Here is a 26276-nt window from a genome sequence, read left to right as displayed (position 1 = left end):
GCGTTTTTATTTGATTTTATTGTTAAGTTTATTGTCATTATTAGCAGGTAAAATCCTAATTTTGCAATACTTATCGTAACAAATACACAATGGATAATCTATCTTATCTTAATGGCGCCAATGCCGAATATGTCGAGTCGTTATACCAGAGCTATATAGCAGACCCGAATTCGGTAGAATTTGGCTGGCAGAAATTTTTTGAAGGCTTTGATTTTGGAAGAGGCTCAGGTGCCACCCATGTAAGTGCCGAAACCCCCGAACATTTTTTAAAGGAAATCAACGTTTTAAACCTCATTAACGGCTACCGTCAGCGTGGACACTTGTTTACCAAGACCAATCCGGTAAGGGAAAGACGTAAGCACCTGCCAACTTTGGCCATAGAGAATTTTGGCTTAACTCCGGCAGATTTAGACACGGTTTTTAACTCAAGCATCGAGTTGGGCATCGGCCCAGCCAAGTTGAGCGATATCGTGGCCTTTTTAGAGCAGACTTATTGCCGTTCTATTGGTGCCGAATACAAATATGTTCGTACGCCAGAAATACTGAAGTGGATAGAGACCAAAATGGAAACCGAGCGCAATACGCCAAAGCTTTCTATCGACGAGAAAAAACGTGTACTTAAAAAACTAAACGAAGCCGTTATTTTCGAGAACTTTTTAGGTACCAAATTCCTGGGCCAAAAGCGCTTCTCGCTAGAAGGTGCAGAGGCACTTATTCCGGCTTTGGATTCTGTAATTGAAAAAGGCGCCGATTTAGGCATCGAGGAGTTTGTAATTGGTATGGCGCACCGCGGTCGTTTGAACGTGTTGGCCAATATCATGCAAAAAACCTACAAAGATATTTTTGCCGAGTTTGAAGGCAAAGGCTATAGCGCCGATTCGCCATTCGGTGGCGACGTGAAATACCACTTGGGCTATTCGACCGACGTGAGTACCAACAGTGGCAAAAGCGTTCACTTGAGTTTGTGTCCAAATCCTTCGCACCTGGAAACCGTAAATGGTGTGGTAGAAGGGATGTCGCGTTCCAAAATCGATTTCAAATATGCCGGCGATAACAGCCGCCTGGCTCCGATATTGATCCATGGCGATGCTTCTGTTGCGGGCCAGGGCATTGTGTACGAAGTGATCCAGATGGCAGGTTTAGAAGGCTACAAAACCGGAGGAACCATCCACCTGGTGATCAATAACCAAATCGGTTTTACCACCAACTATAAAGATGCCCGTTCAAGTACTTATTGTACCGATATTGCCAAAGTAACGCTGTCGCCGGTATTCCACGTGAATGGCGACGATGTAGAAGCGTTGGTTTATGCCATCAATTTGGCCATGGAGTATCGTCAGAAATACAGAAACGACGTATTCATCGATATTTTATGCTACCGCAGGTTTGGTCACAACGAAGCCGATGAGCCTAAATTCACCCAGCCGTTGCTGTACAAAGCCATCGAGAACCACGCCAACCCACGCGATATCTATGTGGCCCAACTAATTAAGGAAGGTAGCTTAGAAGCTGGAGCGGCCAAAGAATTAGAAAAAGAGTTTAAAGGCCTGTTGCAAGAACGCCTAAACGAAGCCAAAGAAATTACTTCTACTTATCATGATGTGAAATTTGGTGGGGCTTGGGCCGACATGCGTTTGGCTACGGCAAAGGATTTCGATGTTTCGCCAGATACTTCGGTTAAGAAAAACACTTTGCTGGAAGTAGCGAAGCGGATTTCTACCTTGCCGAAAGATAAAAAGTTCTTCAAAAAAATCGAGAAATTGTTTGAAGAGCGTTTAAAAATGGCGACCACTACCCATGTGTTCGACTGGGCAATGGGCGAGCAATTGGCTTATGGTACTTTGTTAACCGAAGGCAAAAGAGTTCGTTTAAGTGGTCAGGATGTGAAAAGAGGAACCTTCTCTCATCGTCATGCCGTATTAACCCTAGAAGATTCGGAAGAGGAATATACACCGCTTTCAAACATTTCGGATCAACAAGCCGAATTTGATATCTACAACTCGCACTTGTCTGAGTATGGCGTATTGGGTTTTGAATATGGTTATGCCATGGCCAACCCTAATGCCTTAACCATTTGGGAAGCCCAGTTTGGCGATTTCTTTAATGGTGCGCAGATTGTGGTTGATCAATATGTGGCCAGTGCCGAAACCAAATGGCAACGTGAGAATGGTTTGGTCATGTTGTTGCCACATGGCTACGAAGGCCAAGGCCCAGAGCACTCATCAGCACGTATCGAGCGTTTTATGGAGCTTTGTGCCGATTACAACATGCAGGTAACCAACTGTACTACCCCAGCCAACTTCTTCCACGCCTTGCGCCGTCAGTTTAAGCGCGATTTCCGTAAGCCGTTGGTGGTATTCAGCCCTAAGAGCTTGTTGCGCCACCCGCTTTGTGTAAGTCCGTTGGCCGATTTTACCAATGGCAAGTTCAGAGAGGTGATTGACGATGAAAACGTAAAACCAGCAGGGGTAAAACGTGTGGTTTTTTGCAGTGGCAAAATCTACTACGACTTGTTGGAGGCTCAAAAAGCCAATGGCAAAGGCGATGTAGCCTTGGTGCGCGTAGAGCAGCTTTACCCAACGCCGGTTGAGCAAATGGAAGCCGTTTACAAACGCTACAAAAATGCCAAAGAAGTATTCTGGGTGCAAGAAGAACCAGAAAACATGGGCGCTTGGCCATATTTGCTGCGCAGGTTACGTAAAACAGCCTTGAACCATATTGATGTAATTTCGAGAAAAGAAAGCAGCAGTACGGCTACAGGTTATGCCAAACAGCACACCAACCAACAGGCCTATATCGTTTCTACCACCTTCGATGTTCCGGTAACCGAGAAAGTAAAAGAAATCGTAGCGAAGGCTTCTAAAAAATTAGTAAACATAGACTAGTGTTTAGCGTTAAGCGTTGCGCATTTTCAAACGCACGACGCCTATCGCCAAACGCCAAACAAAAATAGTAAACATAGACAAGCGCTTAGCGACAAGCGTAAAGCGTTCACCAGACGCTTAAACACCAATCGCCAATCGCCAATCGCCAAACAAAAAAATATCATGGGTTTAGAAATCAAAGTTCCGCCGGTAGGCGAGTCGATCACAGAAGTAGTTTTATCACGCTGGGTTAAAAATGATGGCGATTTTGTTGAAATGGACGAAATCATTGCCGAATTAGAATCGGATAAGGCCACGTTTGAACTTACTGCCGAAAAAGCAGGAACTTTAAAAATCATAGCTAGCGAAGGCGATACCTTGCCAATTGGTGCGATAGTTTGTTCAATTGAAGAAGGCGGTGCCCCTGCAGCAAAGCCAGCGGCAGCAAGCGAGCAACCAAAAGCCGAGGCTCCGGTTGCAGATAAAGCAAGTGCGCCTGTTGCCGAAAAATCAGGCGAGAGCTATGCTACAGGAACACCATCTCCGGCTGCGGGTAAAATCCTGGCCGAAAAAGGCATCGATCCGGCATCGGTTAAAGGTACTGGCGTTGATGGCCGTATCACTAAAGACGATGCGAATAAAGCGGAAGCTGGCAAAGCTCCTGTTAAGCAGGCAACAGTTACGGTAACCGCACCTGCCCCTCAGGTTGCAGGTTCAAGAAACGAGCGCAGGGAAAAAATGTCGCCGTTGCGCAAAACCGTAGCCAAGCGCCTGGTTGCTGTGAAAAACGAAACGGCCATGTTAACCACTTTTAACGAGGTGAACATGAAACCGATTATGGATTTGAGAGCCAAATACAAAGACCAGTTTAAAGAAAAACACGGTGTTGGCCTAGGCTTTATGAGCTTCTTTACCAAAGCGGTTTGCGAGGCTGCGAAAGACTTCCCGGCAGTAAATGCACGTATCGAGGGTGAAGAAATCGTTTACAATGATTTTGTTGACGTATCTATCGCCGTATCAGCTCCAAAAGGCTTGGTTGTACCGGTAATCAGAAATGCAGAAAGCATGAGCCTGGCGCAAATCGAAAAAACCGTAATCGAATTGGCTACCAAAGCCAGGGATAGCAAATTGAGCATCGAAGAAATGACCGGCGGTACCTTTACCATTACCAACGGCGGTGTTTTCGGCTCGATGATGTCTACACCCATCATCAACGCGCCACAATCGGCCATTTTAGGTATGCACAACATCATTGAGCGTCCTATTGCCGAAAACAAGGAGGTGGTTATCCGTCCGATGATGTACCTAGCGCTTTCTTACGACCACCGTATTATCGATGGCCGCGAATCGGTAGGCTTCTTGGTACGCGTTAAGCAGCTGTTAGAAGATCCAGCAAGATTGTTATTAGGCGTATAGCCGATCTATAAATTTTAGAAAGCCTTAATGCCTTGCATTAGGGCTTTTTTATGAAGATACACCACGATTGCAATACTCAATAAGGGGAGCGGAGCAATCGTTTTTTACACCGGAAAACAAATACACAGATGAAAAAACTATTATTCGTTGCGCTGTTCGGCGCTTTAGGCTTTAGCCAGTTATCAGCACAAACCGTACAGCAAAATACGGGCTGGTTTGCCTTGTTCAATGCTACCAAATTCAACAGCAAATGGGGCTTGGCACTCGATATCCAGGTTCGTTCGGCCGACGATTGGGCTTATGTAAGAAACACTTTGTTCAGGCCTGGGTTGACTTATTACATCAACGACAGAAACAACGTAACTGCTGGCTATGCCCTGATTACGACCGATAATAAAGTGAATACTTTGCTAGAGCATCGCATTTGGCAACAATATATCCTGACGCATAAAATCAGCTCGGTTTTTGCGATGCACCGTTTCAGGCTAGAGCAACGTTTTATCGAAACCAATGGCCCTGACGATACCTTTTCACAACGCTTCCGCTATTTCTTCAGGTTCATCCAGCCTTTACAAAAGCAGGAAGGCGGCTTTAGCAAAGGTGCTTTTGTAGCTTTGCAGAACGAAATTTTCTTTAACCTGCAAAACAAAGACAAGCTGAATGGAAGCTTTTTTGATCAGAACCGTGCCTATTTGGCGGCTGGCTACCGTTTCTCGAAAAAATTTGATGCCGAGATAGGCTATTTGAACCAAACACAAAAAGCCGCGAGTAATACCGTTATGAATAATGTGATACAATTGGCTTTGTATACGAGATTTTAGCCTCATAACAGGCATGGCCTAATCCTTTTGTGCAAACAAAAGGACCAAAAATTGCCGACTGCGCCCAGCGCTACAAGGTTAGTGCTTAGTCAAATTAATGCTACAGCACTGGCCAAGGTCGGTTGTTTTGTTGAACGATGGGTAGTGGGGCTATCGCGTATTTAAGAAGAACTAATTCCAAATCTCGTTCATCGCTGTTAAGATGATGGGTTTCGAATCGGTTACGATAATGGTATGTTCGTGTTGGGCCACGTAGCCTCCTTTGTTGCCTACCAAGGTCCAGCCATCGGCTAGGGTGTTAGCGATGGTTGATTGGGTAGAAATAAAGGTTTCGACAGCTACTACGCTGTTCTTCTTGAAGCGGTTCAAGTTATAGCGATCCCTAAAATTGGCAATCTCGCTGGGCGATTCGTGCAGGCTTCGGCCAATGCCGTGGCCCGTCAGGTTTTTGATAACGGTATAGCCTGATTTTCGGGCTTCGGTCTCGATCAGAAAACCCAGATCAGCTATTTTTAACCCCCCTTTAATATTGGCGATGGCCTTGCTTAAAATCTGTTTGGACGCATTGACCAAATGTTGGTGGCCATGAATATCCTGGCCAAGCACGAAAGAACCGCCATTGTCTGACCAAAAGCCATTTAATTCTGCCGAAACATCAATGTTCACCAAATCCCCCTCCTGCAAAATCTTTTTGGCACTTGGAATGCCGTGGGCCACTTCATTATTCACGCTGATGCAGGTAAAACCCGGAAAGCCGTAGGTAAGGAAAGGCGCAGAATTGGCACCCATCTTTTGCAAGATTTGGCCACCGAATTGGTCTAAATGCAAGGTACTCATGCCTGGTTTGGCATAATTGCGCATTTCTTTGAGGGTAAGTGCCACAGCTTCACTTACTTTTTTCATTCCTGATAGTTCGTCTTCGGTGGTAATCGACATGGCTTAGTACATTTTGATGTGATACAAATTTAGCGGATTAGACAAATTTAAAAGCGCAAAAAAATGCAAGACCCAAAAGATGACGGTAATTCGACACCAACAGGCCTGTTTTAACATCTTAATGTAAAAACATGTTTTTAGCATTTTATGGGGGTTTTTGGAGAATTTCATTGCGTATTTTTGGCCGTCTTAAAAAACAAATTAGTGCTACTATAGCACTGCACACCATGAAAAGATTACCCATTTTATTAATAACCTTGTTTTTCGGAAGAAAAATAAGTGCACAAGAGATTATGCCGCAACCTGCTCCGGTAGCCAAAATTGGCAAAAGCATTTTCGCTAACGAAATTAAAAGAAACTTTTCCCGCAAAGGCAACTGGTTTTTCCATTGGGGCTATAACTTCTCCTGGTATGATGAAAGCGATATCCATTTTAAAGGCCCGGGTTATGATTTTACGCTGAAAGACGTGAAGGCGCACGACCGCCCCAAACGCTTGTCGCTAGAGTATTTGGATCCAACTTTGATTACCACGCCACAATTCAACTTCCGTGTTGGCTATTTTATCAAGGATAACTACAGTATTTCTATCGGTTGGGACCACATGAAATATGTAATGGATATTCCGCAAACGGTAAATGTTGAGGGCTATATCAATTCGACCATTTCTAATCCGGCTATTCCTACAGGCGCCTATGCAGGTACCTACAACAACACACCGCTGCAGGTAAAAGATAATATGCTGACTTTTGAGCATACCGACGGGTTTAATTATATCAGTACCGAGATTGAGCGTTATGACGACCTTTGGGTAGCGCCGTCGCGAGAAACTTCGCTGACCTTTGAAACCGGTTTAGGCGTAGGCATGATGATACCAAGAAGTGATGTGCATTTATTTGGCGTAGGCAAAAACAACTTTTGGAACATTGCCGGTTATGGCATTTCGGCCAAGGCGGGTATCAAGTTTTATATCACCAAGGGATTTTACGTGCAAAATACAACCAAAGTGGGTTTTACCGACCTTTCACGTATTCACACTACCGGCAGGAATGATATAGACCGAGCCAGCCAAACCATTAGGTATGCCGAGAATTTAACGGTGTTGGGCTATCAATTTTAAGGCACAACCCCTTAATCTATTTAACGATAGGTCATAAAAAAGCTCCTTTGGTATTTTCCAAAGGAGCTTTGCTTTTGTTGTGTGTTAAAAGCGCCTTATATTTTTCTTACGCGGCCGGAGCCCGATACTCTTTTTTGTACCGAAGGATCGCCCGAATAGTTTACACTGCCCGAACCGCTGATTACGGCATTGATTTCTTTTTCGGCATTGACGTTTACATTGCCCGATCCGCTAACCGTTGTAGACAATGTGCCTACCGAAAAGCCTTTTCTGCTGAACGAACCTGAACCGCTTACTACGATACTGGCATCATCGGCGCTACCGGTAAAGTTGAGCGAGCCCGAACCGCTGATTACGCCGTTGAACTTGTTGACCTGGGCGCTGGCGCTGATGCTGCCCGACCCGCTTAAAACCGACGAGAGAGAAGCGCCTTTGATGGTGCCGTTCACGCTCATTTTGCCCGAACCAGACATGGTTAAGCTTTTTAAGCTTTTGGCTTTTATGTAGGCCGTTACTTTTCTGTTATCGTACTTTCGCGACCAGTTGTTCCAGCTGTTTTCTGGCCTGATGGTTAATACGTTGTTTTTAACTTCAACAATCAAAGACGCAATGGCATCGGCATCGCCTTCAAATCTGATGCCTTCGCTGTCGCCTAATTGGATGATCACATCGATAGGGCCACCGGCGGCAACGCCATTATAGTTTTTTACTTCTTCCTGTTTTTTGGTTTTGTAACCAATAACAATAGGGTAAATATGCGCCAAAACCGGCTGCAGGTTCAAGCAGGCCACAGCTGCCATGAAACTTAACGAAACGAATAATTTTTTCATGTGTGAATAGGTTGTTTTATGATAAGACGTGGAACTTTTTTGAAAAGTTGCATGGCCTGAGGAAAAAATTAGCTCAACCTATAATATGATTGGCTGATTAGAGCGTTAGCCTGTTGAAGATGTGGACAACTCAAAATCGTAAAAAAGCCAACCTGAATTAACAGATTGGCTCTTTAACTTTAGCAGGCTAAATTATTCGCCCTTTTTCACTTTTACATAAAAGTTGGGCTCGGCTTTAAAGGTGTCCATGTTTACCGAACTGTCTATTTTGGTGGTTTTCCAATCGTTGGTTGGGTAGATAAAGGTATAATCGTCGGCTTTGAGCGAAACCTTTACCGGCATATCAAATCCTTTCACGTCGGTAATCCAGCGGTAAGACAATACGCCATTGTTGATTTTGTATTCCAATACCGGAATGTTGGTATACCTCAGGTATTGGTCAAAAACCTTTTGCAGTTTTAAGCCGCTCTGCTTGCTGATGTAGTTTTCTACGTCGGTCGTGGTTACGGTTTTGTGGTAAAAAGTCGAGTTCAAGCCTCTTAAAATCGACCTGAATTTCTCGTCGTCGTTGATCAATTGGCGAATGGTATGGATCAAGTTGGCACCTTTGGGATACATGTCGCCATCGCCTTCCTTGTTTACGTTGTAAGGCCCAATAATTGGGGTACGGTTGCCAATGCTTCTGCGCAAGCCGATGGCATAAGCGTCGCCGGCTTTTTTGCCTTGGGTCGATTCGGTAAATAAGGCTTCCGAGTAGCTGGTAAAGCCCTCATGCACCCACATATCGGCAATATCTTTGGTGGTAATGTTGTTGGCAAACCATTCATGGCCGCTTTCATGTACCGTAATGTAATCCCATTTCAAGCCTAAGCCTGTGCCTGACAAATCCCTGCCCAAATAGCCTTTTTTAAACTGATTGCCATAAGCCACAGCGCTTTGGTGCTCCATGCCCAGGTGTGGCGCCTGCACCAGCTTGTAGCCGTCTTTATACCATGGATAAGGACCAAACCAGTGCTCGAACGATTCAAGCATTGGCTTTACGTCGGCATCCCAGTGCGGGCGCGCCACGGCACTGTCTTCTTTAAGCGACCAATAATCGATGGTTAACGGGCCTTTTTCGCCATTGTAGGTATCTGTCCAGTGGGCATATTTGCCAATGTAAAAAGTTACGGTGTAGTTGTTGATGGGATTGGCCACGAACCAGTTGTGCTGCCTATAGCCATCGGGCTGATCAACAACGCTGCGCAAGCGGCCGTTCGAAATTTCGTCTAGATCCTTTGGCACGGAAATGCTGATCAACATGCTGTCTACCTCGTCGCTTTGATGGTCTTTGTTAGGCCACCAAACGCTGGCACCCAAACCTTGACAGGCTACCGAAACAAAAGGATTGCCGGCTTTGTCTTTCTTAAAGATGAACCCGCCATCCCAAGGCGGATTGCGCGCAACCTTTGGATTGCCATTATAGAATACTGTGAAACGGTCTTTTGCGCCTTTTTTTATGGTTTTGGGGAAAGTTACAAATACGGCTCCAAATTCGCGGGTATAGGGAAGTTCGGCACCTTTGTAAACAATTTTGTCAATTTTAAGGTTTTCGAACAGATCGAACTGCAATTTGTTAAAATCCTGCGTAGCAGTAAAAGCAAATTCATTGCTGCCGCTTACCGATTTTTCCTCAAGATTGATTTTCACATCCAGGTGATAGTAATTGATGTCGTAACAAGTACGCAGGGGTGTAAGCATACCCCTTAGCGTATCGGCCCGGGTATAGTCTTTCTTATTAGCCATTAACTGGGCATTCGCTGTAATGCTGAACAGCAGCAAGGAAAGGGCCGCTAAAAGTATTCGTTTCATTATATGGAGATTATGGTTTTAAAACATTTAGGGTAATAAAAGAACTGTTAAAAGTATCGTGGTAAATTTTGTGTGTTGCTTTTTGGAAATCCTTCGGTTCTGCCTGATAGATATCCATAAATCGCTGTGGATTTCTATCGGCCAATGGGAACCAGGAGTTTTGGATCTGGATCATGATGCGATGGCCTTTTTTAAAGGTATGGGCTACATCGGGCAAGGGATAGTTAACCTTGGTAATGGCTCCAGGTACAAAAGGTTCGGGCTTTTCGAAGCTGTTGCGGTATTTGCCACGCATAATTTCGCCCCTAACCAGCATTTCGTAGCCACCCATGATGATGTTTTGGGGATTTGGACTTGGATTAGGCGCATCTTCCGGGTAAACGTCAATCAATTTAACTACATAATCGGCATCGGTTCCGGTGGTAGAAACCACCAAATTGGCCAGCACAGGCCCTGTAACGGTTAGGTCTTCTGTTAAAACATCGGTTTGATAGGTTTTTACGTCTGGCCTGCGTGCGGCAAAGCGCTGGTCGTCTATCATGTATTCGCGGGTGCGCTTGGCCTGTATGCCGTCTTGGTAAGGCACCGGATTATTCGGATCGCTCACGTATTCGTCCCAGCTGTCAGTACGGCCAACTTTCTCGAAAGCCAATTTGCCGTTGGGATGCAGGTACAAATTTTTACTTTCGGTAGCAACTGGTGGCCAGGTATCGAATTTTTTCCATTGGTTGCTGCCCGTTACAAAAATATTGGCTTCACCGGCTTTAAAGCTGCCTTCGTTTTTGAGGTAGTATTTAAAAAAGGGCAATTCAAAGTTTTCTTGATAATAAGTGCTGGTAGGCTGGCCAAACTGGATGTCGCCAAAGCTGCTGCCTGTGCTGCGTACCCAGCCACCGTGAAACCATGGGCCTGCCACCAGGATGTTGTTGGCGCCCGGATTTTGTTTTTCGATGGCTTTGTAGGTCGCAAAAGTGCCATAGGCATCTTCTGCATCAAAAAAGCCACCCACCACCATTACTGCAGGTTTTACGTTGGTTAAATGCGGTAAAATCAACTTTGCTTTCCAAAAGGTATCAAGGTTGGGGTGCTTGAACAGGTTGTTCCAAAATCTGATGCTGTCGGCAAAGTATTTTTCTTTCAGGTTTTTAACGCTTCCGGCTTCCAGGTAAAAACGGTAATTATCCTGGATAGGAAATTTAAAGCCTTTAGGGCCTTTGTCTGGGGTAATGGGTTTCGGGCGAGGCACGCCAAAATTGCTCATAAAGCTAAAGGCATCCATTAAAAACAGCACGCCACGATGGTGGAAATCATCGCCCATAAACCAATCGGTTACCGGTGCCTGTGGCGAAACCGCCTTTAGGGCCGGATGGGCGTTGGGCAACGAGGTGGTAGAGTAGAAGCCCGGGTATGAGATGCCATAAATACCAGCATTGCCGTTGTTGTTGGCAATGTTTTTAACTAACCAGTCGATGGTATCGTAAGTGTCGGTACTTTCGTCGATATCGTTTTTGCCTTTTTTGTTGGTTTGTGGCCTGATGTCTTCAAAATTGCCTTCGCTCATCCAACGGCCACGCACATCCTGATAAACAAAGATAAAGCCTTCGCGCATCATGCCTGGAAAATTGCCGAGGCTGGTTTTGTACTTGTCTTGGCCATAAGGGGCAACGGTATAGGGCGTGCGGTTGAGCAAAAAGGGATATTTTTGGCTTTGGTCTTTCGGAATGTAGATGGCCGTAAACAGTTTCACGCCATCGCGCATCGGAATTTGGCGTTCTATTTTGGTATAGTGGCTGCGTACGTAGGCCGAATCGCTTTCTTGCGCCCAAGTGGTTGTCGTAAAACAGGTTAGGACCAGTAATAAGAGTGATTTAAGGTTTCTCATGGTTTATTTGATCACGTCAACTTCGATAAAACTATCGTTAAATACGGTTTGGGTAGCCTTGATGTAGTCGGCTTGTGTGGCTTTGTACGGGTTGGCTACAAATTTTTGAGGATTGCGCGCAAACAGCGGGAAAGCTGTGCTTTGTACCTGGATCATAATGCGGTGGCCTTTTTTAAAGGTGTGCAATACGTCTTGCAAACGGAAATTGACATCGGTTTTTTTGCCCGATATCAAGGGTTCTGGTTTCTCGAAACTGTTGCGGAAACGTGCCGGCATGATTTCAGAGCGGACCATTTGCCAATAATTGCTCAGGGTGATGTTCTTGTTCGGCATGTAAGGATTGTTGGGCTCGTCGGCTGGATATACATCGATCAGTTTGACAAAGAAATCGGCATCGCTGCCCGTGGTTGCAATTTTAAGGTGCGACATGATTTCGCCACCCAAGGTAATGTCTTCGGTCAGCACATCGGTTTGGAAAACCAGTACATCGGTACGGCGACCTGCAAAACGCTGGTCTTCGCTCATGTAATTGTGTGGCGTAAAGCCGGTAGAGGTAGTTATGTCTTCGGTATACGGAACCGGTTTCATGGGGTCGCTCACATAAGAAACAGAACCGGCAGTTTTGGCCTGCGAGAAAGTCAATTTGCCATCAGCACCCAAAAACAGCTTTTGCTTAGTGGCTTTGGCAGCTGGCCATTGATCAAATTTGTTCCATTGTTTGAGGCCGGTATCGAACATGTAAGCTTCAGGCAGGTTCGAGTTTTTATCGCCATTGCCTTTCAAAAAGTGGCTGAAGAATTTCGATTCGATTTCCTTTTGGTAAAATGTAGCAATGCTATCGCCAAAATAAACATTGCTGTGCATGGTGTGGCCGGTTTCGCTCGACCAGCGTCCGTGGCCAAATGGTCCCATGACGATGGTATTATAGGCATTTGGGTTTTTCTTTTCGATGGTTTTGTAGATGTTCAACGGTCCGGAAAGATCCTCGGCGTCGAACCAGCCACCTACGGTCATTACTGCGGTTTTAAGGTTGGGCTGGTAGTGTTTCAACAAGCCTCTTTTTTGCCAGAACTCGTCGTAGCTAGGGTGGTTAACCGTTTCTTGCCAGAAAAAATTGTCTTTGTAATACTTGTCGGCATTGCTTAGTGGGCCCAAGTCGAGGCCAAATTGGTAGCCGTCTCTGGTACCCGTCCTGATCATTTGGTTGTTGTACCAAGCGGTAGTTGTGGTATCTTTTTTCTGAACGCCAAACACTGGGAAGGTAAAGAAATAGCTTTGCAGGAAAGCGCCGTTGTGGTGAAAGTCGTCGAAAAAGAAATCGGAAATTGGTGCTTGCGGCGAAGAGGCCTTAAGGGCCGGATGGTTGCTCAAAATACCGGCCGCGGTATAAAACCCAGGATAGGAAATACCCCATTGGCCTACGTTGCCATTGTTGTTGGCTACATTTTTGATCAGCCAATCGATGGTGTCGTAGGTGTCTGAGCCTTCATCAACATCGGTTTTGGTTTTTTTGTTGTCGATAACCGGGGTCATATTGGTAAAAGTACCTTCGCTTTTGTAGCGGCCCCGCACGTCTTGGTATACGAAAATGTAGCCTTCTTTCATCATGGTAGTCGAAGGCCCCAAACGGTTCGGATATTTATCGGCACCATAAGGCGCAACGCTATAGCAGGTGCGTTGCATCATGATGGGGTATTTTTGCTGCGCCGAGGCATTTTTAGGGACATAAATAGATGTAAAAAGCTTGACCCCATCGCGCATGGTAATGTAAGTGTCGGTTTTGGTATAATTGTCTTTAACGTAGGTGTTTTGGGCTACGGCTTGAGCAGATGCCAGGGCAAAACTCAGCAGGGCTACAATCAGTTTTAGGCGGTTCATGATGAAGAAATTAGTTATGAACCATAAATATAAAAAAAGCCACTTTCAAAAACCTAAGTATTTAAAGAAGTTACACTTTTAAGCTATGATTGATAGCTCATGGATAGGTGCAAATGTACCTATTGGCTGTTCTCGTCTTTGATTCCCTTGAGCAGGGCATAGATGGCCATGGCGTGGCCGTGTCCCAGGCCGAAATCTGCCTTGAGCCAGTTGGTAATTTCGGTTGCTTTGACCTGGAGTTCGCCTTTAACAGTAAAGCCTTTGGTTTCGGCCATTTGCCTGAAATCGGCAGGGGTTTTGCCCGTTTGTACCTTAATGGTGTTTAAATAAGCTTGGAATGACATAATGCTGGTTTTTGGTTAAACAAAGTTGAACAGAATTGTTGGGTTTGATGTGGGGGAGAAATGACAAAACTGGGGTGTGATTGCCAGTTTGTAGTTACCAGTTTTCAGTTTCAAGTTTACAGTTAACAATCCCAGCAATTAAACCAAGTAGCAATCGAACAATCCCACTATGGACTATGGACTATGGACTATGGACTATGGACTATGGACTATCAACCACAATAGTGTAACATTCGAAAAATCAAGCCCCAAACATTCAAACCTATTCCTTAACTTTGTTTCACAAAAAAAGATCTTTACTATGCAATACGATGTAGTTGTTATTGGCTCGGGACCGGGCGGTTATGTAGGTGCCATCCGTTGTGCACAATTAGGCTTAAAAACGGCCGTAGTTGAAAAATATAAAACTTATGGCGGCACCTGCCTCAATGTGGGCTGTATTCCATCAAAAGCCTTATTGGATTCTTCTGAGCATTACCACAATGCAGCACATACGTTCACTACGCATGGCATTAACCTTAAAGATTTAAAGGTAGACATGAAGCAGATGATTGCCCGCAAAGACGATGTGGTTTTGCAGAACACTGCGGGTATTACCTACCTTTTCAAAAAGAACAAAATCGATGCCTTTGAAGGCGTAGGTTCTTTTGTAGATAAAAACACCATTTTGGTAACCAAAGCTGATGGTACTACCGAAACCCTGAACGCCAAAAATGTAATTATTGCTACTGGCTCTAAGCCAACAGCCTTGCCGTTTTTACCTATCGACAAAAAACGCATCATTACTTCAACCGAAGCCTTGAACATTAAAGAAGTGCCCAAAAGCATGGTGGTTATTGGCGGCGGCGTAATTGGTTTGGAATTGGGTTCGGTGTATGCGCGCCTGGGAACAAAAGTTTCTGTGGTTGAGTTTATGCCATCTATCATCAGCACCATGGACGCCGGTTTAGGCAAAGAATTGCAACGTGTACTGAAGAAAACCCTGGGCATGGAGTTTTACATGGGCCACAAAGTAACCGGTGCCACTACCAAAGGCAAAACCGTTACCGTTACTGCCGATAACCCGAAAGGCGAAGCCATTAAACTGGAAGCAGACTACTGTATCGTTGCCGTTGGCCGTACGGCTTATAGCGAAGGTTTAGGCTTGGATAAGATCGGTATTACTGTTGAAGAAAGAGGCAAAAAAATTCCAGTAAATGAGCATTTGGAGACTTCGGTGCCAGGCGTTTATGCCATTGGCGACGTGATTAAAGGTGCCATGTTGGCCCACAAAGCCGAAGACGAAGGCATTTACGTAGCCGAAACCATTGCCGGACAAAAACCGCACATCAACTATAACTTAATTCCAGGTGTGGTTTATACCTGGCCAGAGGTGGCTTCTGTAGGTTATACCGAAGAGCAGTTGAAAGAGCAGGGCGTAAAATACAAAACCGGTTCCTTCCCTTTCAAAGCAAGTGGCAGGGCCAAGGCCAGCATGGATACCGATGGCTTTATCAAAGTACTGGCCGATGAGGCAACCGACGAAGTTTTGGGCGTACACATGATTGGTCCGCGTGCGGCCGACATGATTGCCGAAGCCGTAGTAGCGATGGAGTTCCGTGCCTCGGCCGAAGATATTGCCAGGATCTGCCATGCACACCCAACCTATACCGAAGCCTTAAAAGAAGCCGCTTTGGCCGCAACTGCTAACAGAGCGATCCATATTTAGTCTGGGGTAGGAAGCCCTGAACTTGAAGATATTTTTTCAAAGTCCCGTAGTATTTTGCTACGGGACTTTTTGTTTTAAACTCGGTAGTTTGTGGCTCACAGCCTACCCATGTTTTTTGTTTTTGATGAGTTTATGATTTGTTAACACAATGATAATGAGTGTTGAACATTTCTGTGCAGCCGGCTAAATATTTTTGCCGTAAAACAGATAAGACATGAACTCAAGAAAATTATTTAACGCATTGTTAATTGTGGCCATGGCATTGGCGTCTTGTAAAAAAGACAAAAAAACCGATGAACCTATTCCGGAGCCCATTGTTGCAGAAAATCCGGCAAGCTTTAAGGAGATTGCCTCTGTTGATTTGGGCGGAGCCACTGCAGCCGAAATCTCGGCCTACGACCCAAGTACCAAAAAACTATTCGTGGTGAGCAACGATGGTGGCACCAAAGTAGAAGTGGTCGATTTAAGTGCCTATCCTGCGGTAAGTAAAGTCAAAACCATTACCTTTCCCAATAATGCAGGCATCAACAGCGTAGCAGTTTCCAATGGTTTGTTGGCTGTAGCTTTAGATGGGGCCGACAAGCAGGGCAATGGCGATGTGGTCATCATTAAAACATCAACCCTAGAAGAACTGAAAAAGATCACCGTTGGTGCCATGCCCGACATGGTAACTTTTAGTCCTGATGGCAATTACATTTTAACGGCCAACGAAGGCGAGCCGAACGATACTTATACTGTTGATCCGGTAGGTTCGATTTCCATTATTAACGTCAAAGATAACTATTCGGTTAAGACCATGGATTTTTCAGGCTTCGAAAGCCAAAAGGCAACTTTGGTGGCCAACGGATTCAGGATTTACGGCCTGAATGCTTCTTTTGCCAAAGATATTGAACCAGAATACATTGCAGTAGCAGCCGATAGCAAAAAAGCCTACGTAACCCTACAGGAGAACAATGGCGTAGCCGAAATCGACATAATTGCAGGAGCGATTACCAAAATTATGCCTTTGGGTACAAGAGACATCAGCTTGGCCGAAAATCCTTTTGACGTAAGCGATAAGGATGGCAAAAAAGAATTAAAAAACTGGCCAATCAAAGCATTTTACCTGCCAGATGCCATTGCGCATTTCACCGTCAACAATACCAGCTATCTGGCCTTGGCCAACGAAGGCGATACCCGTGCCTACAGTGCTTTTAATGAAGAAGCCAGGGTGAAAGACCTGACACTGGATCCAACCAAGTTTCCAACGGCATCAGTACTGAAGCAAGATGCTAATTTGGGTCGCCTAACCGTAACCAAGCTCTTTGGCGACACCGATGGCGATGGTGATTACGACGAATTATATGCTACCGGCGGCAGAAGCCTGAGTATTATCAATGCCTCAACCGGACAATTGGTAGCCAATATTGGCAAGGATTTAGAGCAACGCGTAATTGATGCCGGCAAATACGACGACGACCGCTCGGACAATAAAGGCGTAGAGGTTGAAGGTGTTGTTGTGGCACAGGTAAACGGGCAGACTTTGGCCTTTATCGGTATGGAGAGGGTAGACCAGATTGCCATTTACGATATCGGCAATCCAGCCGCGCCTAAATTTGTGCAGTTGTTCTCAACCGGCGATGCTCCAGAAGGCATTTTGTTTGTGAAAGCCAAAGACAGCCCTAACGGCAGGAGCTTGTTAATTGTATCGAATGAAGATGACGGAACGGTTAAATTCTTTCAGCCAGATAAATTATAGCTCAAAGGCTAAAGTCATTTCAAAATCAAAAGCCGGTAGATTTGCCGGCTTTTTTTATGCTTTTCTCGGCTAATTTGAAGAAATTTGCGAGCTCTATTTCCACCCAAAAAAAATCAAGCATGTCAGCAAGTGCCGAGCCCATCCTCGCCTCCGATGCAATAGTTCATCCTTATAGCAGGAAAAAAGTGCGATTGGCGGTTTCGCTTTTCTATTTTGGCCAAGGCCTTTGCTTTGCTTCCTGGGCCAGCCGTATTCCCGACCTCAAATCGGCCCTGCAGCTTTCTGATGCGCAACTGGGCAGTATTTTGTTGGCCTTGCCCTTGGGCCAGTTGCTTACCATGCCGGTATCTGGTCGTTTAACCACCGTTTTTGGCAGCAAGCGCATGCTTACCATTGGTGCGCCTTTGTACGCCTTGGCGCTAACCAACTTGGCTTTGGCCAATACAGGTTGGCAATTGGCACTGATGCTGTTTATGTTCGGCATTACCGGAAATCTTTGCAATATAGCTTTGAATACGCAGGGTGTAGCCGGAGAGAGCTATTATGGCAAGCCTATCATGACCTCTTTTCATGGCGCTTGGAGTGTTGGTGGCTTTTCGGGAGCTTTGGTAGGTCTGCTCATGACGAGCCTGCATGCTTCACCCTATTTGCATTTCTGCATGATCGCTGTTTTGGCCTTTGTGCACATCGGCGTTAACTATAGGTATCTGCTGGAAGCCAAGAAACCTGTGCAACAGGAAAAACCGAAATTATTTACCCGGCCACAAGGCGTATTGATACAATTGGGCATTATAGGCTTTTGCAGCATGGCTACAGAGGGAGCCATGTTCGATTGGAGCGGTGTTTATTTTAAGGAGATTGTAAAGGCACCGCACGCCTTGGTTATTTTGGGCTATACCTCTTTCATGATCATGATGGCTACCGGCCGTTTTTTGGGCGATAAGGTTATTGCTGCCTATGGCCGGAAAAGGTTGCTGCAGGTAAGTGGCGTTGTTATTTCGAGTGGGATGTTGCTATCGGTTGTTTTTCCCTATCTTATTCCGGCCACCATTGGTTTTATGATGGTAGGTGTTGGCGTGTCGGGCATTGTACCCATGGTTTACAGTATTGCCGGTAACAATACCAAAGTCGCGCCTGGCATTGCCTTGGCCATGGTTTCGGGCGTAAGTTATTTTGGCTTCCTCATGGGGCCTCCGCTAATCGGCTATATTTCGGCACTTTCGAGTTTGAGGTATTCTTATGCGGTAATCGGGTGCTTCGGTATCTGCATCAGCCTGATTGTGGCCAAGGTAAAGGCCATTCGATAACATACATTGACGAAGCATGAATCCTCTCACCATGGCAAAGTGGAGGGCCATGCCGTTTAAAAACTTCGCAAGTATAGGTCCTTTTAGAAAAGAAACGGTTAGGTGATGGTTAAGCTGATGTAGGTACGCTATGCAAGCCAATTCTATTGCCTTCGGTATCAATAATCACCGCCATAAAACCATATTCCGGACTAATTTCTGTTTTCGGAACGACAATCTTGCCACCGGCCGCTTCTACTTTGCCTAAGGCCTGTTGTACATCTGGATTTCCGTTAAGATAGATCAGTACGCCGTCTGTTGACGAGATGCTGTAAAAATCGCCACGGTCAACAATAGCTCCGCCAATGTCGTTCATCATGTCTGCTACCGGAAATAGACGCATTTTCATGCCTTCCATATCCATTGGTATCAATTCGACGCCCATAATGGTTTCGTAAAATTTGGTCGCCCTGTCTAAATCCGAAGCTGGTATTTCGAACCAACTAATTGCACTTTTATAGTTCATTTTTGTGGTTTTTGGTTATACGAATATACTAAAGTTCTTGTTTAGCCAACTTGATGAAAAGGTTAAATTTAATTGAAAAGCCCTTTAATCTTTTCAGACTAAAGGGCTTATTGTTATTGAATGGGGAGTTTTAGTGTGCGGCTAAATCGCTTGCCTCATCAGTTGCCTCATGGTTGGCCTCTGTCACCGGTTTTTTCTTGAACCAGCCTTTAATGGCCCTCGAGTTTTTATCCATCACGATATACATGCAAGGAACCAAAATGAGGGTGAGGAAAGTAGCGAAGCTCAGCCCGAAAATCATGGTCCACGACAATGGCCCCCAGAAAGCTACGTTATCGCCGCCGAAATAAATGTGCGGGTTCAGCTCGGTAAACAACTTCACAAAGTCGATATTTAAGCCAACCGCCAGCGGAATTAGGCCCAGCATGGTAGCTGTTGCCGTTAACAATACCGGGGTCATACGCGTACGACCGGCCTCTATGACGGCGTCTTTTACGCTCATGCCCTGGCTCACCATCAACTCGGTAAATTCTACCAGCAAAATACCGTTCCTTACAACGATGCCAATTAAAGCCACAATACCCAGCATCGACATCATCACTGAGAACGGCATGTTGAAGAGGATGCAACCTCCCAGTACGCCGATCAAGCTGAACAATACCTCGACCAAGATAATGATGGGCTTACTGATGGAGTTGAATTGGGTTACCAAAATGATCAAAATCGTGCCTATGGCAATTAAAAATGCTTTTAACAAGAAGCCCATCGTTTCGGCCTGTTCCTCCTGGTCGCCGGCCATTCTGATTTCAACGCCCCTTGGTGCCTTAAACTGGGCCACTTCTTGGGCTACGTTGGCTACCACCTGGTTAGGGTTGGCATCGCTCAATACGTTTGACGATAGGATGATGATCCTTTTTTGTTGCTTGCGCTTAATGCCGCCGTAAGTATTCACATAGTCGATATTGGTGAAAGAAGAAATCGGCACCTGCCTAATCTGTCCACCCATCGCCATGTCGCGATAGGTCATTTTCATGTTTCGGAGCACCTCAAGGTTGTTTTTCTGGTCGTCTTTGGCACGCACGTTGATTTCATAATCCTCTTTTTCATCTCTGAATTTGGAAATTTCACGTCCATATAGAGCCGCACGCAAGTCAAGTGCAATTTGGCCCGTATAAATGCCTTCACGATTAGCCCTTTCCCTGTCGATGTCGAAAATGACTTCAGGCTTGTTGTTCTGGAAATCCGATCTCAACTCCTCTACACCGGCAATCTGTTTGTTCACCAGGTATTTTTTCAGTCTTTCTGAAGTGTTTACAATCGAATCCAGGTTGTCGCCGGTAATTTCGATACTGATTGGCTTAGCTGTTGGCGGACCGCCCTGCTCTTGGGCAACCGATATTTGGGCACCAGGAATACCCTTAACGGCTTCCCTTATTTTGTCGAGGTAGGTAGCCGTATTGACGCCGTTACGCTTGCCAAATTCGACAAAAGCCACGGTTACTTTTCCTTTGTTCGGGTATTCGCCCTGGTCTTCGTCCTGCGGATCGGTTACGCCTACGGTTACGTTCGAAATGATAGAAGTTACTACGGGATCTATCTTGCCATTTTTGCTCAGTACCTTGGTTACTTTTTGTTCTACGTTTCGCACCACTTCATTGGTATAAGCTTGGTCGGTACCTACAGGCATGCCTACGTATACATACACAAAGTTCGGGTCGGCCGAAGGGAAGAAGATGATTTTTTGCCGGCCGGTGCCTACCAGGGTAACAAAAACAAACAGGGTTAAAAAGAACAAGCCGAAAGTACCCCAGATTAATTTTTTAGGATGCTCCACTGCCCAATGCAATACTTTAACATATCGGTTTTGGAAGCCAGGCCAAATCTTGTTCTGAAATGTTTTAACCGCATTGGTTAAGAAGAAATGGTTAAGCAGGTACAGCAAGGCGAGGAAAACCACAAAATTGCCCAAGCCGATATTGATCAAATAACCTGCTATGGCAATAATGCCCATGATCAAGAGGTTTTTCCTGGTTTTTTGATCAAAATGTGGTTTTTTATTGGCCGAATGGTCATCATGCGCCATAAAATCGACCGCGAATACCGGGTTGATGATATAAGCTACAATCAGCGAGGCAAATAGGGTAACAATGAGTGTAACCGGTAAAAAGAACATAAACTTGCCGATAATTCCTGGCCAGAACAGCAAGGGAAAAAACGGAGCCAATGTGGTTAGGGTACCCGAAAATACAGGCACGAAAACCTCGCCAGCTGCGGTTTTGGCCGCCTTAACGATTGGTACCTTGCCATTGTCGAAAATACGGTGGGTGTTCTCGATTACCACAATGGCATCATCTACCACAATGCCCAATCCCAGTAGGAAAGAGAAGAGTACGATCATGTTCATGGTAAAGCTGAAACCAAACAAGCCACCCAAAAACGGCATCGACAAGAAGGCGATGAACATGGAAAGCGGAACCGATAAAGCCACGAACAAGGCATTGGTTACCCCCATAAAGAACATGAGGATGATGGTTACCAGGATAAAGCCGATGATAATCGTGTTGATCAAGTCGTGCAAGGTTACACGAGTTTGGTCGGATTGGTCGCCGGTAATTTTGATTTCCAGGCTTTTGGGTAAGGAGTTGGCCTTCATATCGGCAATAATCTGATTGATTTTGTCAGAAGCCTCAATGAGGTTTTGTCCCGAACGTTTCTTCACGTTCAGCGTAATTACGTTTTTGCCATATAGGCGCGCATAACTGTTTTGCTCCTTAAAGGCATCTTTTACTTCGGCGATGTCTCTGAGGTAAACAGCAGCCCCGGTAGGGGTTTTAATGACCAGATTGGCAATCTGCTCTGCGTTTTTAAACTCTTTTTTGATGTTCAGCGTACGGCGCAGGCCATCCATTTTTACGGTACCTCCAGAGGCGTTCACGTTTTCGCCACCTACCGCATTGGCGATGTCTGTAAAGGTAATTTGCGCGGCTGCCATTTTGTTCATGTCAACCGTAATCTGGATTTCCGGATCCAAAGCCCCAACAATATCAACACCCGAAATTTCTGGCAAGGCCTCGATACGGTCTTGGATGTCGTCGGCATATTCCTTCAGTTTCTTCAAGTCAAAATTGCCCGAAATGTTCAGGTACATGATCGGCAAATCAGACAGGTTGATGTCTTGCACCACTGGATCGTCGGGCAAGTCGTTGGGCAAGTCTGTTTTGGCCTTGTCAACCGCATCTTTTACGCGTTGCTTGGCATCTTTGATATCCACATCCGTACCAAATTCGGCCGTGATGATCGAGAAATCCTGGTAAGAGTTGGAGGTGATTTTCTTCAGTCCCTGCGTACCCTTGATTTCTTTTTCCAATTGCTTGGTTACTAAGGTTTCCATGTTCTCTGGCGAAGTACCAGGGTAGGTGGTTTGTATAAAGATTTTCGGGATGATTACTTCCGGAAAATTTTCTTTTGGCGTAGAGTTATAGGCAAACAAGCCCGCAATCGAAATCATGATGGTGATGATATAAATTGCCGTTTTATTGTCGATGGCCCAACTCGAAGGTTTAAACTCTTTGTTAACGTCTTTCATTTGTTTAGGGTTTAATTTTGAATGATTGAGTTTTGAATGATTGAATGCCCGCGGATCAGTCGCCACATTCCAATGCACTCATTGAATCACTCATTCATTTTCTAATTAATATTTAACCGGATCGCCCTCGTTCAGGTCTTCCACCCCAGTTACCACGATTTTGTCGCCAGCCTTGAGGCCCGAAAGCACTTCGGTTTTGCCGTCTATGGTCCTGCCGATGCTGATGTTGGTACGTTGGGCTTTTCCGTTAACCACAGCCATTACATATTTTCCGTTTTCGGCATTTTGGATGGCATTTACCGGAACGATGATGGCATTAGGATTTGAGTAGTCGACCACCTTTAACACCGAAATCATATTGGCGCGGTATTTTTTGTTCGATGGGAGGTTAACCTCGATGTTGAAGCTGCGCGAAGCCTGGTCAACTACCTTAGAGGCGAATGATACCTTGGTGGTTAAACTGTCTTGCAAATCAGGGAAGATTACCCTTACATTATCGCCCTGGCCAATTTTGCCCAAATAGGCTTCGGCAACCTGTGCCTTGGCTTTTAAGGTGTTGGCATTGACAATCCTGATGGCTTGCATGCCCGGCGCGGCCGCCTGGCCTACTTTCAGGTCCATCTGCTCTACGCTGCCCGAAATGGGCGACTTGATTTTAAATTGCCCCTGTTGGGTACGCAACACGTTCATTTGGCGTTCTAAGCCTTCTTTTTGGCTTTTCGCATTGAGGTATTGTACTTCGGTGCCAATTTTTTGGTCCCAAAGATTTTTTTGGCGATTGTACAAATTGTTGGCCAAATCTAACTGTGTTTGCAGTTGGGCAATGTTTTGGCGCAACACATTGTCGTCTATCTGAGCCAATACCTGGCCTTTGCTTACGGTTTGGCCAATCTTAACATAAACGGCAGTTACAATGCCCTGCATTTCGGGATTGACCTCTACGTTTTGCTCGGCATCAACTTTGCCCTGTATTTCTATGTAGTTGTAAAAAGGGGCCGATTTCACGTCGTAAACCGTTACGTCTTTGGTGGCCAACGAATCTTTGCCACCTACTTCTTTTTCCAATTTGGCAATTTGGCCATCAAGCTCTGCGCGTTTTTGCTTGAGCTCGGCTAGTTCTGCTTTTTTGTCTTTTGGCTTGGAGCAGGCGGCCAAAATGGCAATTACTGAAATGAATAATACTCTTTTCATTATGTGATGGTTTTGTAAGGTTTAATAATTGATGTTTCCTAGGGCCTTATCCAGATTTACCTTGTTGATGAGCATATCGTATAAAGCATTGATATAGTTGTTTTGGGCTTCTTTAAGCGAGGTTTCGGCGGTGGTTACCTCCAGGTTGGAGCCTACGCCTTGTTCATACTTGATTTTGGTTACACGCAATACCTCTTGGGCTAGGGCCATATTCCTTTTTTGGTTTTGAAGCGATTTTTGGCCGTTCACGAAGTTGGTCTGCGCTTGCGAAACTTCCAGATTGATCGAATTCGCCAGGTTGTTGATGTTGTTCTGGGTTTTAAGTACCTCCAGTTTTGCATTTCTAACGTCGTAAAGTTTTTGGCCACCAGAAATGATCGGAATAGAAAGCTTCAGGCCGATTACCGATGTAGGGAAGTTCTTGTCGTACAAATCAGCAAACCTGTCGTTTTGGAAACTTAGCGAATAGCTGCCGAATGCCGATAAACTAGGCAAAAATGCGCTTTTGTATCTTTTTACATCCAACTCGTTCAGTTTGAGCTGCGTTTGCAGGATCGAATATTCAATCCTTTTGTGATAGGCACTGCTATCGCTTAAAACAGGTACTTGATCTACATTGATCTCACCAATTTTATCCTTGAGCGTTAGGTTGCTGTTTACGGTTAATCCCATCTGAAATTTCAGCAGGTTAAGGTTTAAGGCCAGCATCCTCACTACATTTTCCCTTTCGGTTTGCGCATTATTGTAAAGTACGCTCAGCCTGTCGGCATCGATCTTTTCGGCAAAACCATTTTTGAACATGGCCTCGGTATCGTTGAGCGATTTTTTTAAGCTGGCTATGTTGGCATCTAGCAATGTTAGCTGCTCGCCGCTTACCAAAACAGAATAATAGGCTTTGGTAACCGCAACGGCGATTTCAATTCGGGTCCGCGCACTGTTTTTGGTGCTGAGCTCTTTATAGGTTTTCGATGCCCTTAACCCTACCAGGTAGGTGCCGTCAAAAAGCAGCTGACTGGCATTAATGCCTGCTGTTGAGTTGTACTTTACGCCAAATTGCACTGGAATAAAAGTTCCGGGAGCCGCATCCTTGTCAAAAAAGATGGCGGGTACTAAACTGGTGGCCACTTTGAGGAAGTCGTTAAAATCGGCGCTTGCGCTTACCTGGGGCAGGCCAATGCCAAAGGTTTTTTTAACGGTATTTGCCGCGATTTGCTCGTCTATTTTGGCATTTTTTACATCAGCCTGATGGGTTAATGCAAAGGAGATGGCCTCCTGCAAACTGAAACTTGCCGTGGTATCTTTTTGCTGGGCTTGGGCTGGGATGATCCAACTCAGACAAAAAAGTAAAATGTAAAGTTGTGGTTTCATATCATTTACGCTTGTATAGGTTTTTTCTGTTGGTAAAAATGAATAAGTTCTACGCCTTTTGGGTTGCATACACCAAAAAGGTAGTGTTCGGTTATGGCAATCATCACTTGGGCAAGGCTGTATTTGTTCATGGTGTAATTGTCGTGCTGGTTAAAAAGCAGGTCTATTTGTGTGAGGCGCATCTGCGTAAGGATGTCTACGTTGATTTCGCTCCGGTACAAACCTTCTTTTCTGCCACGTTCTAAATTATGGGCTATGGCCATTGTCAATGTTTTTTCCTTAAACTGCCTAAAGATCAGCCAGGCTTTGGGGTGATATTTTTGCAGGTCGTAAAAGAGCTTGGGGTTCATGTTCGACAAGAGTTCGTTTATGTTGCTCATGGCGAAAAATATTTCGTGAACTGCATTTTCCGAATTTTTGGCTCCGTCTTTAACCACGCAATCCTGAGTGCCTATTTTTTCGCTGATCAGAATGTTCACCAGCTCGTCTTTGTCGCTAAAATGTTGATAAATGGTTTTTTTGGACATGCCCAAATGCTTGGCGATATCGTCCATGGTTACGCTTTTAAAGCCAAATTGGCAAAAAAGTTTATCCGATTCCTTAATTATGTATTCTTTGATTTCCAATCTGTACCCTTTCTTGAAAATTACATAATCAAAACTATGGAAACTTTTTTTAAACTAAAAGTTTCCATTAAAAAACATTTTATCTCCAGTATAGTTCCCTGTCTTCGGCTGCTCTTCCTTTACGGCACAAAAGAAGTTATTAGTCAATAATTAAATATGGCCTAGTCGGCAAATGGCGGTTTTGGGTAGGTGAATGGAGGTAAGGGATGGGGTGTGGGAAGGAGGGGGTATCTTTTGGCGTGATAACCAATGCGCAAATTCGTTGGTGGGGAACACCAGTATGGGCTACGATATTAACCAGCACCAG

The 26276-nt window shown here is 45.1% G+C and carries 18 protein-coding genes; 7 read left to right on the top strand and 11 right to left on the bottom strand.

Going from position 1 to position 26276, the window contains the following annotated elements; all coding sequences use genetic code 11:
• Positions 1–89: 89 nt before the first annotated feature.
• The 3 genes from AC6H1S_RS15680 to AC6H1S_RS15670 all read left to right on the top strand — a co-directional run bounded on the left by AC6H1S_RS15680 (position 90) and on the right by AC6H1S_RS15670 (position 5101).
• A complete protein-coding gene (locus AC6H1S_RS15680; protein WP_497564214.1) occupies positions 90–2885 on the top strand; it encodes a 2-oxoglutarate dehydrogenase E1 component in 2796 nt (931 codons plus the stop codon).
• A gap of 162 nt (positions 2886–3047) precedes the next feature.
• The gene (gene odhB, locus AC6H1S_RS15675) at positions 3048–4280 is read left to right on the top strand and encodes a 2-oxoglutarate dehydrogenase complex dihydrolipoyllysine-residue succinyltransferase (RefSeq protein WP_497564213.1); all 1233 of its coding nucleotides are present in this window, start codon (positions 3048–3050) and stop codon (positions 4278–4280) included.
• A gap of 128 nt (positions 4281–4408) precedes the next feature.
• Positions 4409–5101, top strand: a complete 693-nt coding sequence (locus tag AC6H1S_RS15670; protein WP_497564212.1) for a DUF2490 domain-containing protein — start codon at positions 4409–4411, stop codon at positions 5099–5101.
• 171 nt (positions 5102–5272) lie between these two features.
• Here AC6H1S_RS15670 and map read toward each other — a convergent pair whose 3' ends face one another.
• Entirely contained in the window at positions 5273–6037 is a 765-nt protein-coding gene (gene map, locus AC6H1S_RS15665) for a type I methionyl aminopeptidase (protein ID WP_199137801.1), read from the bottom strand.
• Positions 6038–6264: 227 nt separating this feature from the next.
• On the opposite strand from map, the gene AC6H1S_RS15660 reads away from it, so the two are divergent.
• Positions 6265–7155, top strand: coding sequence for a hypothetical protein (locus AC6H1S_RS15660; protein WP_497564211.1), 891 nt, complete (start codon positions 6265–6267; stop codon positions 7153–7155).
• A gap of 95 nt (positions 7156–7250) precedes the next feature.
• Here AC6H1S_RS15660 and AC6H1S_RS15655 read toward each other — a convergent pair whose 3' ends face one another.
• From AC6H1S_RS15655 to AC6H1S_RS15635, 5 genes are all read right to left on the bottom strand, one after another.
• Positions 7251–7985: a head GIN domain-containing protein gene (locus tag AC6H1S_RS15655; RefSeq protein ID WP_199137797.1), complete on the bottom strand. Its 735-nt coding sequence runs from the start codon at positions 7983–7985 to the stop codon at positions 7251–7253.
• A gap of 192 nt (positions 7986–8177) precedes the next feature.
• On the bottom strand, positions 8178–9836 hold the full coding sequence (locus tag AC6H1S_RS15650; protein WP_497564210.1) for a M1 family metallopeptidase: 1659 nt from the start codon (positions 9834–9836) through the stop codon (positions 8178–8180).
• A gap of 10 nt (positions 9837–9846) precedes the next feature.
• Positions 9847–11718, bottom strand: coding sequence for a CocE/NonD family hydrolase (locus tag AC6H1S_RS15645; RefSeq protein ID WP_497564209.1), 1872 nt, complete (start codon positions 11716–11718; stop codon positions 9847–9849).
• Between the two features lie 3 nt (positions 11719–11721).
• On the bottom strand, positions 11722–13596 hold the full coding sequence (locus AC6H1S_RS15640) for a CocE/NonD family hydrolase (protein WP_497564208.1): 1875 nt from the start codon (positions 13594–13596) through the stop codon (positions 11722–11724).
• Between the two features lie 119 nt (positions 13597–13715).
• On the bottom strand, positions 13716–13940 hold the full coding sequence (locus AC6H1S_RS15635; RefSeq protein ID WP_199137789.1) for a DUF4287 domain-containing protein: 225 nt from the start codon (positions 13938–13940) through the stop codon (positions 13716–13718).
• A gap of 301 nt (positions 13941–14241) precedes the next feature.
• Between AC6H1S_RS15635 and lpdA the strand changes: the two genes are divergently transcribed.
• The 3 genes from lpdA (at position 14242) to AC6H1S_RS15620 (ending at position 18693) form a co-directional block, all read left to right on the top strand.
• Complete coding sequence (lpdA, locus tag AC6H1S_RS15630) at positions 14242–15648, top strand: dihydrolipoyl dehydrogenase (protein ID WP_199137787.1); 1407 nt, start codon at positions 14242–14244, stop codon at positions 15646–15648.
• A 214-nt stretch (positions 15649–15862) separates the two neighbouring features.
• Complete coding sequence (locus AC6H1S_RS15625) at positions 15863–17386, top strand: choice-of-anchor I family protein (protein WP_497564207.1); 1524 nt, start codon at positions 15863–15865, stop codon at positions 17384–17386.
• Between the two features lie 119 nt (positions 17387–17505).
• Positions 17506–18693, top strand: coding sequence for an MFS transporter (locus tag AC6H1S_RS15620; RefSeq protein WP_497564206.1), 1188 nt, complete (start codon positions 17506–17508; stop codon positions 18691–18693).
• 109 nt (positions 18694–18802) lie between these two features.
• Here AC6H1S_RS15620 and AC6H1S_RS15615 read toward each other — a convergent pair whose 3' ends face one another.
• From AC6H1S_RS15615 to AC6H1S_RS15595, 5 genes are all read right to left on the bottom strand, one after another.
• Positions 18803–19198 carry a VOC family protein gene (locus tag AC6H1S_RS15615; protein ID WP_497564205.1) on the bottom strand — a complete coding sequence of 132 codons (396 nt, stop codon included), beginning with the start codon at positions 19196–19198 and terminating at the stop codon, positions 18803–18805.
• 130 nt (positions 19199–19328) lie between these two features.
• On the bottom strand, positions 19329–22784 hold the full coding sequence (locus AC6H1S_RS15610; protein ID WP_497564204.1) for an efflux RND transporter permease subunit: 3456 nt from the start codon (positions 22782–22784) through the stop codon (positions 19329–19331).
• Positions 22785–22889: 105 nt separating this feature from the next.
• Positions 22890–23975, bottom strand: coding sequence for an efflux RND transporter periplasmic adaptor subunit (locus AC6H1S_RS15605; RefSeq protein ID WP_199137777.1), 1086 nt, complete (start codon positions 23973–23975; stop codon positions 22890–22892).
• 21 nt (positions 23976–23996) lie between these two features.
• Complete coding sequence (locus AC6H1S_RS15600; protein WP_497564203.1) at positions 23997–25343, bottom strand: TolC family protein; 1347 nt, start codon at positions 25341–25343, stop codon at positions 23997–23999.
• 5 nt (positions 25344–25348) lie between these two features.
• The gene (locus AC6H1S_RS15595) at positions 25349–25969 is read right to left on the bottom strand and encodes a TetR/AcrR family transcriptional regulator (protein WP_199137775.1); all 621 of its coding nucleotides are present in this window, start codon (positions 25967–25969) and stop codon (positions 25349–25351) included.
• Between the last annotated feature and the right edge of the window lie 307 nt (positions 25970–26276).

The sequence above is a fragment of the Pedobacter sp. TM02 genome (genome assembly GCF_059705275.1).
This window is presented reverse-complemented; position numbering and strand designations above follow the sequence as displayed.